At 64.3% G+C, this 15,513-nt stretch carries 7 protein-coding genes; 3 read left to right on the plus strand and 4 right to left on the minus strand.

Translation table 11 applies throughout. The features are described 5' to 3' along the window. Positions 1–245 precede the first annotated feature (245 nt). Positions 246–851, minus strand: coding sequence for a response regulator transcription factor (locus U5A52_RS32035; protein WP_321913464.1), 606 nt, complete (start codon positions 849–851; stop codon positions 246–248). Between the two features lie 516 nt (positions 852–1,367). Next, positions 1,368–1,718: a response regulator gene (locus U5A52_RS32040; RefSeq protein WP_321937890.1), complete on the minus strand. Its 351-nt coding sequence runs from the start codon at positions 1,716–1,718 to the stop codon at positions 1,368–1,370. A 434-nt stretch (positions 1,719–2,152) separates the two neighbouring features. On the opposite strand from U5A52_RS32040, the gene U5A52_RS32045 reads away from it, so the two are divergent. The 3 genes from U5A52_RS32045 (at position 2,153) to U5A52_RS32055 (ending at position 4,096) form a co-directional block, all read left to right on the plus strand. Next, on the plus strand, positions 2,153–2,926 hold the full coding sequence (locus U5A52_RS32045) for a DUF2092 domain-containing protein (protein WP_321937892.1): 774 nt from the start codon (positions 2,153–2,155) through the stop codon (positions 2,924–2,926). Positions 2,927–2,930: 4 nt separating this feature from the next. Next, positions 2,931–3,461, plus strand: a complete 531-nt coding sequence (locus U5A52_RS32050; RefSeq protein WP_321937894.1) for a hypothetical protein — start codon at positions 2,931–2,933, stop codon at positions 3,459–3,461. Between the two features lie 116 nt (positions 3,462–3,577). Continuing rightward, entirely contained in the window at positions 3,578–4,096 is a 519-nt protein-coding gene (locus U5A52_RS32055; RefSeq protein WP_321913468.1) for a hypothetical protein, read from the plus strand. 31 nt (positions 4,097–4,127) lie between these two features. Here the strand turns inward: U5A52_RS32055 and U5A52_RS32060 are convergent, their stop codons facing one another. Beyond that, a complete protein-coding gene (locus tag U5A52_RS32060) occupies positions 4,128–5,828 on the minus strand; it encodes a ShlB/FhaC/HecB family hemolysin secretion/activation protein (protein ID WP_321937896.1) in 1,701 nt (566 codons plus the stop codon). A gap of 62 nt (positions 5,829–5,890) precedes the next feature. Further along, on the minus strand, positions 5,891–15,460 hold the full coding sequence (locus U5A52_RS32065; protein ID WP_321937898.1) for a YDG domain-containing protein: 9,570 nt from the start codon (positions 15,458–15,460) through the stop codon (positions 5,891–5,893). Positions 15,461–15,513 lie beyond the last annotated feature (53 nt).

Genomic DNA, 15,513 nt, shown 5'->3' on the forward strand with positions numbered 1-15,513 from the left:
TCAATGCAAATGCAGCCTGACTGGTTCGCCGGAATCTTCTGAATTTATATGTTTGCTAGCAAAGCAGTAAATCGACGATGAAAAATGCCTAAAATGCCTATCAGATAACTACGATGCACCGAACACACTCAATATCCGCAACAACTAAACCGAAATGGCATTCGCGCCAAAAGCGGCGTTAGCTCGCCAATCTGTCCGGGCGGCGATCACGACAACATCGCAGGCGCTGTTCGTCCTTCACGCTTTTAAGCAGGCAAACTGACCATCGCTTGTGTGCGGCGCAGCAACTCAGCGAGCGAGGTCGCGCCTACCTTGCGCATCAGGTCGGCGCGACAAGACTTGATCGTGCGTTCGGACAACCCGAGTTCCGCTGCGATCTGCTTGTTTCGAAGTCCGGCGGCGATGCCGCGCAACACAACCTGCTCACGGTCCGCAAGCTGCACCGCCGCTGGGTGCCGCACGGGCGCCTGCATCGCGTTCGCACGCAACGCCGTGCCGATCGCGTCGAACAACGCTTGCCGCTCGAACGGCTTGAGCAGGAAATCGACAGCACCTGCCTTCATCGCTTGCACGGTGCGCGGCACGTCGCTGTAGGCACTCATGAACACAATGGGCAATGCCCGCGCGTCGCGCAGCAACGCCTGCTGCAGTTCCAGGCCGCTCGGGCCGCCCAGTTCGAGGTCCAAAAGAATGCATCCCGGACGGTTGTCCAGGGCGCTCACCAGGAAGTCTCCCGCGGAGGCATACACACGCGCCTCGAAGCCGGCGCTCCTCACAAGCCGCGATAATGCAGTCCGCATTGCCGCGTCGTCATCGATAATATGAATCACCGTCTGTTCAAGATCCGTCACGCTTTTCTCCGCCGTTCATCGTGCGATGCGACGATATTCCAGGTTCGTGCAATGGCCACAGCGCGCAATCGTCGCAACTGACTTCTTGAATGCGTCTAACTTATATCGGTTTATAGCAACTTTTCAGAAACCCTGCGCGATTGGCGTCACTATCGTTTTTTGAGGATTCATGCGGAAAATTTGACTAATTCTCGATTATTGTCATTTATGAACGGTATTATTTTCCTGCGCTGCCGTTAAAAATAACTGGCAATGCGTTGGCTTCCGTATGAAGGTGTGAATAGGGATTGGGATTGCCCAAAACGGCAAAATCGTTTGCCGAAATCTCAATGGCCACCCCGTGGCATTGCGAAAACAATCAGGCAGGGAACCAGGCATTCGATCGTGGTTGTGACTGTGCAGGGTGGCGGCGGGCCATTCACGCTGAGGCCCCAATACGGCAGAAACGGCGACGCGACGTGGGAACGTCAAGGTCCACGGCAATCATCGACACGGCTGCACCGCAGTCGGTTCGCGTCAGGCCGTTGCGGTCGCTTTGGCAATCGCCTCGACCAGCACCTCGCCGGGGAACGGCTTGGTCAGCAGCGCATGCGCGCCGGTGCTTTCGACGGCGCCACGCATGCGTGCGCCGTCATAAGCCGTCATGAACACCGCGGGCGGCCGCGGCGCATGCAACGTATCGTAGAAAGCTGGCCCCGATAAGCCCGGCAGTTGAACGTCGATGACGAGGCAGCGCGCTGTGGAGGCGAGTTCGAATAGATTGGCGTCCTCGGCGCTGCGAAACGACCGCGTGCGAAAGCCCGAATACCGCAGCAGCCGCTCGAGGGCGCGCCGCAAGCCGGCGTCGTCCTCCACGATCACGATCATCTGCCGCATCACGTTCATACGACACCCACCTCACCGGTACATCGAGTCTTGTACAGACGCGCGCACAACGCCGTACGGGGTCGGGGCCTGCTCCGCTGGAGTCGTTCGATTACATTGCAATCCTATGCAATTCATTACCTCGATGCACGATCCACGAAAGAGACAGATGAAGCAGATGCATCGCCAACCCATCTATCGAGCATGTGTACGACATGGACCTTCGGTAAAGCATTGCGCGGTTACGCGAGTTGCAACATCGGGACTTGGGGCAATCCCATTTCCCCTTTGGGCAATATTGGGCAGAAGCCTTCCCTTTCGCGATTCCGGCCATTACATTAGGCACTGCAAGCGCGCAGCGCGACGCTGCGAAAGCGCCTGCTAAAACGATGCTTTCACGTTTCTGCGGCTTCTCGCTCATATGCCGGGAGAACACGATGAAGAGAAGGGTTACATGCGTGGCCGTACTGGCCGCGACACTCGTTGCGCCACAGGCTTTCGCACAGGCTTCCGCGCCGGTCGCGGCAAGCAGCGTTGCCAATCCAGTCGACCCAGCGGCAGTCGAAGCGCTCAAGAAGATGGGGGCCTACCTTCAGTCACTCAAACGCTTCAGCGTTTCGACCGAACTCACCGGCGAGCGCGTGCTGGAAGACGGCCAGAAGCTCCAGCACACGGCAACGGCGGACGTAGACGTCGATCGGCCGCACCGCATACGCGCACTCATGTCGAGTGCACGAAGCGAGCGCGAGATCATCTTCGACGGCAAAACGGTTACGCTTTTTTCTCCGGCCCAGAAGTACTACTCGAGCGTCGCGTTCGACGGCACGATCGCGGGTTTGATCGACAAGCTCAACGTGAACTATGGTGTGGAGTTCCCGCTCGCCGATCTGTTCATCTGGGGAACGCCGAACGCGCCCGCTGAGCAGTTCGAGTCCGCCATGTTCGCGGGCCAGGACTATATCGGTTCAGACCTGTGCAATCACTACGCATTCCGCCAGAAGGATCTTGACTGGCAAATCTGGATCAAGGTCGGGGAAAGTCCATTGCCGCGCAAGATCGTGATCACGCGCCGCGACGACGACGCACGCCCGCAGTCCAGTTCAGTCATTGACTGGACGACGCACGCCACCTTCAACGACGCCACGTTCTCGTTCCATCCGCCCGCTGGCGCGAAGAAGATCGAAATCGTTCCGGTCAAGAACAAGGGGTAGGCCCATGAAGACCACACTCATGCGAAATCCCGTCCGGCTCCTTCCTGTCGTGGTCGCTGCCTGCGTTGCCTTCACGGTGCCGCCTTCCGCGAGCGCCTTTAGAGGCGGCGGCGGTGGCGGTGGCGGCGTGCACCCAGGCGGGGGCGGTGGTATGCACGCAGGCGGCGGTGGCGGCGCACGCGCCAACCACCCGCCCGTGAACAACGTGAATGCCGACGCACGCACGCGCAACGTGCGCAACACGAGCGTGAACAACGTCAACGCGAATCGCAATGTCAACGTGAATCGCAACGTCAATGTGAACGTCCAGAACGACCACCACGGCGGCTGGGACGACGACTACCACCCAGTCGCCACGGCGGCCGCCGTCACGGCCGCCGTGGGCGTGACGTCCGCGGTGGTCGGCTCCATCGTCCGCTCGGTGCCGTCCAACTGTGTGCCGGTGAACTATGGCGGCATGGTGTACCAGCAATGCGGCGGTACCTGGTACCAGCCGCAAGGCGCACAGTACGTCGTGGTCAACGCGCCGTATTGACCTGCCATGCCGCTTCCATCAGCGTAACGCGTACAGTTAGGATGTTCGCACCGCCCCGGGGGCATACGCCCGCGGGGCGGTGCCTTCGCGAACATCGCCGATGACTGGAGTCCGCCATGCACTCGCTGATGGAAAAGCTAAAGGAAGAGTTCAAGAAGGTCTTGCCGCCGACGATCTTTTTCTTCGTCATTCTCCACATCATCGCGCTGGTTCGTACGCTGATGGTCAAGGAAACCGGCATCACGTTGCCCGCCTCGGGGTCCGTGCTGATCGCCTCGCTCATCCTCGGCAAGTCCGTGCTGCTCGCCGACATGCTGCCCTTCATCAACCGCTTTCCCGACAAACCGCTCGTCTGGAACGTCGCCTGGAAAACGCTGATGTACACGATCGTCGCGCTCGTCATTCATTATCTGGAGCGCCTCTACGACTTCTGGAAAGAAGCCGGCAGTTTCGCTGGCGCAAACCACGAGATGTTCCTGCAGATCAGCTGGCCGCGCTTCTGGGCCATCCAGATCCTGCTGGTGACGCTGGTCTTCAACTACTGCGTGATCGCGGAGCTGGGACGCGCGCTCGGCAAGAGTCGGCTCAAGAGGATGTTCTTCGGCCCGCTGCCCGTATCGCCGGGCCGTTCATAGCAACGACGCGGCGCGTTCCCGCGCCTGCCCCCTAGAAAGCCTTGCGCAACTGCACCCAGCAGTGGACGGACGTGTTGGCGTTCGCGCTGAGTATTTCCGGCGTGCGTCCAAACGGGAAGGCCACACTCGCGCTCAGCAGAAGCTTGTAGGGTCCGTTCCATTGCACGCCAAAGCCGGCGCTGCTCAACTGGCCTGTGTTGGGTCCGGGAACGAACGGGTTCTTGTACTGCTGCACCCACCCCGTATCGACGAAGACGGAAAACTGCCAGATGCCCGGAATGTTCTGGAACGCGGCGTCGTGCCGGTATTCGACCGTCGCCAGATAGCCCCGCGAGCCGGACAGCACGCCAACGTCGTAGCCGCGCACGCTATCGGGGCCGCCCAGGTAGAACTGCTCGGAGGTGTCGAGGTTCTTGCTCGACGTCTGCCCCGAGAAGCCGAAGTACAGCGCATCGCTGTGCGTGAACTGTTGCAGACGCGACAGCGACAGCGCGAGCTTGACGTAGTGGCCCGCGGTATCCGCGCCGAGCTGGTCGATGATATCGGTTTGCAGGTTGTTCGCCGCGAGTACGCCGTAGGTCAGCGCAACGCGCGCATTGCTCACGCCCATCGAATCGAGCTGGTCGCCCGCGAGCGTGGTGGTCACGCTGTTCGTGTGGCGATCGTTCTGGAGTCCGATGATATCGATGTTGTCGTTCAGCCGGCGAAAGTCATATTCGATCTGCCCGTAGAGATTGCCCCGCGTATTGCGGATCAGCGGCTGCGCGAGCACCACGCCGCCAACGAAGGCCGACCCGTGCGCGTCGAGATCGGAGAGATCGTTGCGCAGATGGTAGTTCAGGCCCGACACCGTGGCCCCGAGCGTCGTACCCTGCCCGTTGAGCAGGTAACGATAATCCATGCGTCCGTAGGTCATGCCGGGGCCCGTCGTCAGCGCGCTGAAGTCGAACAGGTCGCCCTGGTCGAACAGGCCGTTGATGTTCAGGTTGCCGCTGCCGCGCACGCGACCGCTATAGGGGTCGCCGAAGTTGTCCACCCCGGCGTCGCCGGTCACGCGCTGCTGGGGCGTGACGTCGACGAGCAGATCGGACGTGCCCACCTGTTGCCCGGGCCGCATCGTCGAACTGACCAGCGCGCCCGGAATGTCCTGCAAAAGCAGCAGCGTGCGCTCCAGCTCGAACTCGCTCACCGGCTGCCCCGACTGCAATGCCGCCAGCGTATTGTTCAGCACACGGTCCGATACGCGGCTCTGGTTGTTCAGCAAGACGGCGCCGTAGCGCGCCTCCGCCACGTCGATGCGCACGACGCCGTTCTCGATCGTCTGCGCGGGCACATAGGCCGTCGCGAGCGGGAAGCCGTGCTGGTGGTACACCTCGCTGATCTGGTCGGCGAGCGCGTTCAGGTCGCTCAACGTGAGGTTCTTCCCCTCGCTCGGCGCGACGATGGCGTGCAGCATGTCGGCGGGCAATTGCGTGTTGCCCGTGATCTCGATCTGGCGCACCGGAAACGTCTTCGTGTTGTCGGCCGGCGCGTTCTTCGGCGGCTGGATCGTGAGGTCGAGATTCGAGGGCGGCGGCTGCAACTGCGGCTGTGGCGCCTGCTGAAGCAACTGGCCGCTATTCGGCGGCGTCGGCACCCGCACTTGTCCGTGGGCGGCAAAGGCCGTCGCCGCGAGCGCGACGGCAAGACTGATTCGTGTTCTGCACAGGCGCTTCGAGCGAATCTCGATCATGGCATGAAGAGGTCGTGGGGCGCTTGCGCGCGTGCGTTGTTCTTCTCCTCCACCCGGAGGCGTCAATTCGTCGGCAGCCGTACCCCGCCGTTGAGCACTGTGAGCGCGAGTCCGGGATGGAAGTCCGCGCGCGCCAGATTGCGCTCGTTGGGATGGTCTTCCTGCTTCTGGTTGCCCGCGTAACCGCCCTGTGCGGTGTCGGAAGCGGTGCCATACGGCGTTGCCACGTCGTTCGGTGCGAGCGGCGCCTGGACGCTCACGAGCGTGCCCGCAGGCACCGGCGCGACCGGTGTGATGATGTCGGCGGTCAGTCCGGTGGGCTGCACAAGCACGTAATTGCCCGAGTCGGCGCCGCTGGCGGTCATCGCCGTGCTGACCGGCTTGTTGAAGCCGATAGCCGGATCGTAGAAGTAGCCTACGGCGCTGTTGCCGAGCGTCACGCTGTCGTGGCCGAGCACGCCGGAAAGCGTCGAGCCCGAAAGCGCGTCGAGCACGGTGCCGTCATAAGTCCGGTTGGTCGTGCGCGTGTCCACCACGACGAGCGGCGCGGGCGTGACCGTCACCCAGTCCACGCCGCCCGCCAGCGTGTAGTTGCTGGCGAGCGCCGCGCCGTTGCCGGTCAGCGTGTAGCCGCCGGTCCCGCCGGGTGCGAATGCGATCTGAGTGCCGACGTTCTTCGTGGAAAGCGTGCCGCTGCCGGAAAGCGTGAGCGTCTCGCCGTTCACGCCCTGGAGCACGCCGTTCGCGCCAAAGAGGCTCGGCGCCGCGCCCGTGGTTGCGTCATACACGCGGCTGCCCGTGAGATCGAGCACGGCAGGCGTGATGTTGGCCGACGTGGTCGCCGCCGTGTTGAATGTGTAGTTGCCGGCGTCGGCGCCGCTGCCCGCAATGCCCGTCACGAGAATGGGAATGCCGTTGCCGGCATTCGGCGTGACGAAGTTCGACGATTGCGCGCTGAAACTCACGCTGTCGCCGCTCAGAATTCCGCTGCTCGCGAGGCCGACCGAGGCAGTGCGCGTGCCGTCGTAACTCTTGCTCGTGCCCGTTGCGGTCACGGTAATCGCAAGCGGCGTGATGGTCAGCCAGTCTACGCCGCCAATGAGCGTGTAGTTGCTGGCGAGCGTCGAGCCGTTGCCAGTGAGCTTGAAGCCATTGAGCGCACCCAGCGCGAACGGTTTGCTCTGCCCGGCGTCGCGATTCAGAAGATTGCCGAAGCCTGTGAGCGTGAGCGTTTGACCATCTACGCCCGTGAGTTGCCCGCCGTTGCCGAACAGGTTCGCGTCGGCCTGGTTCGTGCCGTCGTAGACCCGGGTGCCGGTCAGGTTCAGGACGAACGGCAGAATGTTGGCCGTCGTGACTGTCGACGTGTTGAACGTGTAGTTCGAGAGATCGCTGCCCGTGCCCGTGATGCCCGCCACGTTGACCGCAATGCCGTTGCCCGCGTTCGGCGTGGCGAAATTCGCGCTGCCCGCCGTGAAGCTGGCCGCGTCGCCCGCCACGAGGCCGCTCACGGTCAACCCGTTGAGCACCGCCGTGGTGGTGGCGTCGTAGGTCTTGTTCTGCGCGCTGGCCGTGATCGTCAGCGCACGCGGGGTGATGTCCGCGCTCGTCGTGACGACCCGGCTGCCGAACGTATAGTTGCTGATGTCCGTGCCGTTGCCGTACAGACCGACTGTGATGGGAATGGCCGTACCGACGTTGGCCGTGAGGAAGTTCGCCGAGTTGTAGCCCACCGAGGCGTTGTCGCCCGCCACGAGGCCGGTCACGGTGAAGCTGCTGAGCTGCGCGGTGGTCGTGCCGTCGTAGACCTTGTTCTCGCCCACGGCCGCGATCGTCACCGGCTTCGGCGTGATGTTGACCCAGTCGCCCACGCCGCTGCCGAGCGAGTAGTTGCCGGATAGCGCGCCATTGTTGCCGCTGAGCGTATAGCCCGAGAGGCCGTTCGCGGCAAATGGCTGCTGGACGTTCACGTTCTTGCTCGCAAGCGTGCCAGTGCCGGAGAGCGTAAGCGTTTCGCCGTTCACGCCGGTGAGCACGCCGTTATTGCCGAACAGACTGGCGGCAGCGCCGGTCGTGCCGTCGTACACGCGCGTGCCCTGCAGGATCAGGATGTACGGCAAGATGTCCGCGCTGGCCGTTGCGGTGGCGTTGTAGGTGTAGTTGCCTGCGTCAGCGCCGCTCGCCGCGATGCCGCTTATCGTGACCGGAATACCCGTGCCCGCGTTCGGCGTGGAGAAGTTCGCACTACTGAAGCCGAAATTCACGGTGTCGCCCGCCAGCACGCCAGTGGGCGCGATCGTCGCCGTGGCCGCGGTCGTGCCGTTGTAGTAGCGGCTTTGCGCCGTCGCGCTGACCGTGATCGCAAGGGGATTGATGGTCACCCAGTCGGTGCCGCCTGCGAACGTGTAGTTGCTGGCCAGAGCGGCGCCGTTGCCCGTGAGCGTGAAGCCAGCAAGGCCATTGGCCGCGAATGGCACCTGCGAGCCCGCGTTCTTCGTTGAGAGCGTGCCGGTGCCCGAGAGCGTGAGCGTTTCGCCGTTCACGCCCGCGAGCACGCCGTTGCTGCCGAACAGGCTCGCAGCGGCGCCCGCGGTGCCGTCGTAGGTGCGCGAGCCGGTGAGGTTCAGCACGACGGGCAGGATGTTCGCCGTCGCCAGCGCAACGGCGTTGTACGTGTAGTTGGCCGCGTCCGCGCCGCTCGCCGTGATGCCGTTCACCGTGACGGTAATGCCGTTGCCTGCGTTCGGCGTGGCGAAATTCGCACTGCCGAAGCCGAAATTCACGGTGTCGCCCGTGAGCACGCCGTTGCTGCCGATCGTCGCCGTGGCGGCCGTCGTGCCGTCGTAGGTCTTGTTCTGCGCGGTCGCGCTCACGACGATGGGCCGCGCCGTGATATCGCCTGTCAAGCCGGTGGGTTGCGTGAGCACGTAGTTGCCGGCGTCGGTCCCGCTGATGGTCATCGTCGCCGCCGTGACGGACTTGCCGGTGCCCACGTTCTTGTCGGAGAACGTGCCCGTGGTGTCGTTGCCGAGCGTCACGCTGTCGCCCGCGAACACACCGGCGAGCGTCGCGCCGCTCAGCGTGGCGTTCGTCGTGGCGTCATAGACCTTCGTGTTCACCGAGGTGCCGTTGACGGTGAGCGTCGCCGGCGTAATGTTGACCCAGTCCGCGCCGCCCGCGAACGTGTAGTTGCTGGCCAGCGCGCTGCCGTTGCCTGTGAGTGTGAAGCCCGCAAGGCCGTTCGCGGCGAACGCCTGCTGAGTGTTCACGTTCTTGCTCGCGAGCGTACCGGTGCCTGAGAGCGTGAGCGTTTCGCCGGCCACGCCCGTCAACGTGCCATTGTTGCCGAACAGGCTCGCGGCGGCGCTGGTCGTGGAGTCGTACACGCGCGTGCCGGTGAGGTTCAGCACATAGGGCGTAATGTTGGCCGTGGTCGTGGCGGTCGTATTCGTGAACGTGTAATTGCCTGCGTCGGCGCCCGATTCGTTGATGCCCAGAACCGTCACCGTCTTGCCCGTACCCACGTTCTTCGTATCGAAATCGGCGGACTGATCGCTGAAGCTCACCTGGTCGCCCTGCACGATGCCGGGGCTGCCCAGCTGCACGGTGGCCGTGGTCGTGCCGTCGTAGACCTTGTTGCTGGCCGTGGCCTGCACCGTGACGCCAAGCGGCGTGATGTTGGCCGTGAGGCCGCTGGGCTGCACCAGCACGTAGTTGCCCGCGTCGGTGCCCGAGATCGTCATGCTCGTGGTCACCGGCTTTGCGCTGCCTACGTTCTTGTCGTTGAACAGACCCTGGGAGTCGTTGCCCAGCGCTACGGTGTCCGAACCAAGCACCCCGCTGAGCGTGGCGCCGAGCAATTGCGCAATGGCATTGCCGTCGTAGACCTTGTTCTGGGCGACCGTGTTGAGCACGTTCAGCGTGGCGGGCGTGACGGTGACCCAGTCGGTGCCGCCGACGAGCGTGTAGTTGCTCGTCTTCGCCGCGCCGTCGGCGGTCAACGTGTAGCCGCTCAGGCCGTTCGTCGCGAATGGCTTCTGGTTGCCCACGTTCTTGTCCACCAGCTGGCCGGTGCCGGTGAGTGTGAGCGTCTCGCCATTCTGCCCTTGCAGCACGCCGTTGGTGCCGAACAGGGTCGCAGCGGCAGTGGCCGTGGTGTCGTACACCCGCGTGCCCTGCAAGTTCAATACGCGTGGCGTGATGTTGGCCGTGGTGTCCGCGGTAGTGTTGGCGAACGTGTAGTTGGCCGCGTCGGCGCCGCTCGCCGAAATGCCGGTCACGTGCACCGCGAGGTTGTTGCCCACGTCAGACTGGGAAAAGTTGGCCGCCTGGTCGCTGAACGTCACCTGGTCGCCCGCCACCACGGCGGCGCTGGACAGATTGACCTGCGCCGTGGTCGTGCCGTCGTACTGCTTGTTGATGCCGGTGGCCGTGATCGTCACGCCCAATGGCGTGATGCTCGCGAAAATGCCGGTCGGCTGGATCAGCGTGTAGTTGCCGGCGTCCGTGCCCGAAATCGTCATCTGGGTGGAAACCGGCTTGTTGGTACCGACGTCCTTGGTATTGAACAGCCCCGTCGCGTCGTTGCCGAGCACGACGGTGTCGCTGCCGATCACCCCGCTCAGCAGGGCGTTCTGCAAGGTCGCCGTTCGCGTGCCGTCGTAGACCTTGTCGAGCGCGGTCGTATTGAGCACCGTGAGCATGGCGGGCGTGATGGTCACCCAGTCGGTGCCGCCTGCGAGCGTGTAGTTGCTCGCAAGGCCCGTGCCGTTGGCAAGCGCCAGCGTGCCGAGATTCGAAAACGGCACCTGGGTGCCCACGTTCTTGCTGGTCAACGTACCGGTGCCCGTGAGCGTGAGTGTCTCGCCATTGACGCCGTCGATCACGCCCGCGCTCGAGAACAGATTCGCGTTGGCGCCCGTCGTGGCGTCGTACACGCGCGTGCCGGTGAGGTTGATGATCTTCGCCGTGATCTCGCCAAGCGTGCCGGTGGCCTGGGTCGGCAAGCTGTAGTTCGAGAGGTTCGTGCCGACCGGCGACGTATAGTCCGATGGCTCGAGCGTGGCGCTCACGCCCACATGCGTACCCACATTTGGCGAGAAGTAGCCGCTCGCCGCAGTCTGCGTAATCGTCGCGCTCTGGTTGCCCACGAAGCCCGTAATGGTGAAGTCCGACGCGCCGAGCGTGACCGACGTCGTACCGTCGTACTGCTTGATGGGGTTGCCGGTGATGCTCACAGTGAGCGGCGCCGGCGTGATGTTCGCGAACAGGTTCGACGGCTGCGACACGCTGTAGTTGCCCGCCTGCGCGCCGCTCAGGGTGAAACCGCTCGCGCTCACCGCGAGGTTGGTGCCCACGTTCGGCGTACTGAACTGCCCCGTTGCGCTGCCCGACGAGAGCGTGACCTGGTCGGTGCCGAGCACGCCCGCGAGCGTGACGTTGCCGGTGTTGATCGTAGCGGCCGTCGTGCTGTCGTACACCTTGTTGTTCGCCACCGCACCGTTGATGGTGAGCGGCGCGGGCGTGATATTCGCGCTCAGCCCGGTGATGGTCTGCAACGTGTAATTGCTGGCCGCGCTGCCGGAAATGCTGAAACCGTTTGCCGTCACGGCAATGCCGTTGCCGACGTTGGACTGGGCGAAGGTGCCCGAGGTGGACGTGGTGAGCGTGACGTTGCCGGCGTCGGAGGGCACCAGACCCGAGAGCGCCGCGCTGCTCACGTCGAGCGTGTCGGCGGTCGTCGTGTCGTAGACCTTGTTGGTCGCGTGCGCGTTGATGACGTACAGCGGCGCCGGCGTGATGATCCCCGGGCCCGAGGCCGTGGTGGGCAACAGGTAATTGCTGAGCAGCGTGCCGCTGTTGGCGGTGTAGTTGCCCGGCACGAGCGATCCGCTGACGATCCAGTTGCCCGCGTTCGCGCTCGCGTAATTGAACTGCGTGGTCGGTGTAATCGTGGCGCCCTCGCCGCTCACCATACCGATGATCTGCAGGTTGCTGCTGCCCACCGGCGCGAGCGTCGTCCCGTTATAGACCTTCCTGGGCAAGCCGATGATCGCGACCGTGAGCGGGGCGGGCAGAATCGTGCCCGTGCCGTAGGCAGAGATCGGGAACGAATAGTTGTTGAGGTTGGTGCCGGCGCCGGGTGTCAGTTCGGACTGCGTAAGGCTTGCCGTAACCGCCTGGGACCCTGCGTTCTTCGTTGCATAGTTCCCGGTAATGGTTTGATTGACCGTCGCGCTGTCGGTCCCAACGAACCCGGTGAACGTGAAATCGCTCGCCGGAATCGTGGCGATCGTGTTGCCGTCATAGGTCTTCGACGGGTTGTCCGTGATCTGCGCCGTCACCTCGCCGCTGATCGGCCGCTTCACGATCGTGCCCATGCCCGTCGCGGTGGTCGGCAACGCATAGTCGGAGAGGAGCGTGTTCGGCCCGGCCTGGTAGGCGCTGCCCGGTATGGTCGCGCTTACGCCCTGGTAACCGACGTTGGGCGTCGCGTAGGTGCCCGTCGGCGGGTAGGGATTCAGGGTGATGAACTCGCCGGGAATGGCGCCGCTCACCTGGTAGTTGTTGCTGCTGAGCGAGGCGGTAGCGGTGCCGTCGTAGACCTTGGTCGGGTTGTTGATGATGCTCACTTCGACCGGTGCGGGCGTGATGACACCGCTCGTGCTGGTCACGGTGGCCGGGAACGTGTAGTTCGACATCGACGTGCCGGCCGCCGGCACGAAATCGGAAGCGGTGAGCGCCGCGTCAATCGGGATGTTGGTGCCCGCATGCTGCGTCGCATACCCTCCCGACACCTGGCCGATGGTCGCGCTCTGGCCGCCCACGAAGCCCGAAATGGTGTAGTTCGACTGGTTCAGCTGGACCGCCGTGGTGCCGTCGTAAACTTTGGTCGGCGAGCCGAGGAAGGTGATCGTCAGTGGCGCCGGGGTGATGTTCGCGGTGAGGCCCGTGATCGGCGCAATGGAATAGTTGCCCGCCGCCGTGCCGGACAGCGTCAGGCCGCCGACCGAGACAGTGAGATTGTTGCCCACGTTGGACTGGCTGAACGTACCCGTGGACGTGCTCGACGAAAGCGTGACGTGGCCTGCGTCGGAGGCAATGATCCCCGAGACCGCGGCGCCGCCGACGTTCAGCGTCGCAGTGGTCGTGGCGTCGTACACCTTGTCGTTCGCGCTCACGCCCGTAACGGTCAGGAGTTTCGGCGTGATGTTGGCGTTGAGGTAGGCCGGCACCGAGATCGTATAGTCGCCGGCCTTGGCGCCGGTCAGCGTGAGACCCGTGGGGACCACGGAAATCGCATTGCCCACATTGGGCGTGGCGAACAGGCCAGCCGCGTTGCTCGCGTCGAGCGAGACCTGCCCGCTGTCCGAACTGACGAGACCGAAGAGCGCGGCGCCGCTCGCGTCGACCGTGGCGGCTCGCGTGCCGTCGTACACCTTGTTGCTGGCGATGAGCCCGGTCACGTTGAGCGGCGCGGGCGTGATGGTGCCCGTGCCGGTAGCCGAGGTCGGCAGCGTGTAGTTGGCAAGGTTCGTGCCGGTGTTCGCCGCGAAATTGGTCGATGTGAAGCTCGCGTTAACCGCAATGCCCGTGCCGGCATCCACGCCCGCGTACGAAACGGAACTGGCCTGGTTCACGCTCGCGCCCTGCCCGGCCACGAAGCCCGTGAAGCTGTAGTTGCCGGCCGTGAGCGGCGCCGAGGCCGTGCCGTCGTACACCTTGGTCGGGTTGTTGACGATACTGACCGTGAGCGGCGCGGGTGTGATCGTGCCGATATCGGCCGAGGCCGTGCCTTTGGCCTGGTAGCCGTAAGCTGGAATGCCGCTCGACGTGTTGATGACGACGCCCGCGAACGTCGTCGGCGAGTTCACGGTGATGTTCGTGCCCGCGTTGGAGGTCGCATAGGTGCCCGTGGCGCTCGCGACGACATCGCCGTTCACAAGCCCCGTGGTTTGCAAATTCGCGTTGGTCAGGTTCGCCGTGGCCGTGCCGTCGTAGACCTTGGTCACGCTGCCCGTGAGGCCGGTCAGCGTGATCGTCGGCGCAAGGCTGTAGAGAAAGCCGTTGCCGGAGGCCGCAGGCGTCGTGCCATAGGGCGCGTTGTACTGGATGTACGAAGGCGTGAGACCGCCGGTCGTGTCGAGCCGCGGGTCGCTCGAGTAGATCAGCCAGGGCGCCGAGGTGCCCGTGCTCACGGCCGCGCTGCCCGCGTTGTTCACGAAATTCGCTTTCGTCGCCAGCACGACGCCAGCGCCGCCCGTCACCGCGCCGCCCGCGGCGATCGTCAGGTTGCCCGTGCCCGCCTGCATGTTGACGGCGCCCGCGCCGGTCACGGGCGCGTTCACGAAGATCGCGTTGAGCGCCTCGAGCGTCAGGCTCGCGGCTGCGTTGGTCCAGCTGATGGCCGCGTTGACGTTGATGTCGCCCGCGCCGGGCGATTGCACGCCGGCGCCCGAGGTGCCCGTTGCCGTTGTCTGCTCCACGACGTTCGTGCCGCCGTTCAGCGTGCTCGAAATCTGGCTGGCCGCATTGGCGTCGATGGTCAGGTCCGTCGGGTCGACGAGCCAGGTGCCGGCCCGCCCGAACGGCGCCGCCGCCGTGATGTGCGCGTCGGGCGCAATGTTGAAATGCGCCGCCGATGTTTCGATCGAGCCCCCATCGCCGCCGTTCGGTGCGCTCGCATCCAGCGTGCCGCCAACGTTGACCTGCCCGGCTGTCATGCCGCCCAGCAGGACGATCTTGCCCTCTTGATCGGCCACCGTCTGGGCGCGAATCTTGCCGGTGTTGTTGACTGCACTGGCGAGAAGCGCGTCTTTCGCGCCAGCCGTCATGATGACCTGCCCGCCGTCGGCCACGATCAGTTGCCGGTTCTCGGCGAGGTTGTCGAGTGTGCTCGCATCGACCTGAATGTGGACGAGGCGTGAACCGTCGAACGTGAGGGTTGCCGCGCTTCCCCCCGCGAGGGCGACCGTGCCGAGCCGCGCGCTGATGACGCCCTGGTTCGATACGCGGTTGCCAAGGAGTGCGACATATCCCCCGTCGGCTGCCGTAATCGTGCCCTGATTGACGACGCTGCCCTGCCCGCTGCCGCTGAAGCGGCGGTTGTTGCTGCCGAGGCTGGCGGGGTCGACGTCGAGCGCGGAGGCCACGATGCCGCCGACGTTCACGCGCGCAGACGGCCCGAACAGCACGCCGTTGGGATTAATGAGCCAGACCTGGCCGTTCGCGTTGAGATTGCCGAGAACGGCGCTCGGCGTGCTGCCGAGGATACGGTTGACCGCGAGCGAACTGCTGCCAGGCTGAACGAAGTCGACCGTCTGGCCCGCACCCACATTGAAGCTGCGCCAGTTCAGCTGCAGCGTCTGGCTGGTTTGCTGGATCGTGGTCGTCGAGCCCGACTGCTGGATCGAACCGGCGCCCGAAACGATCTGGCCGCCGCTCGGTCCGCCTGCTGCGTACGCCGCGCCCACCCACAGAAGCGGCGCGCCCGCGAGAACGATCGCGACAAGGCGGCGGACACCGTTGCGGGTTCGACAAGCGCCGCTGCCCGCACGCCGGCACGCGAGTTCCGAAACGACGACCCATTGCCTGAGCGACCGGTTCCAGCACAACTGGTAGATGTGATTCATGGCATCGCCCATCCTCAGCGTGGTACCGGACCAGACAACGCAGCAGCGGATGC

This window comes from Paraburkholderia sp. J8-2 (assembly GCF_905220195.1).
Taxonomy (GTDB): domain Bacteria; phylum Pseudomonadota; class Gammaproteobacteria; order Burkholderiales; family Burkholderiaceae; genus Paraburkholderia.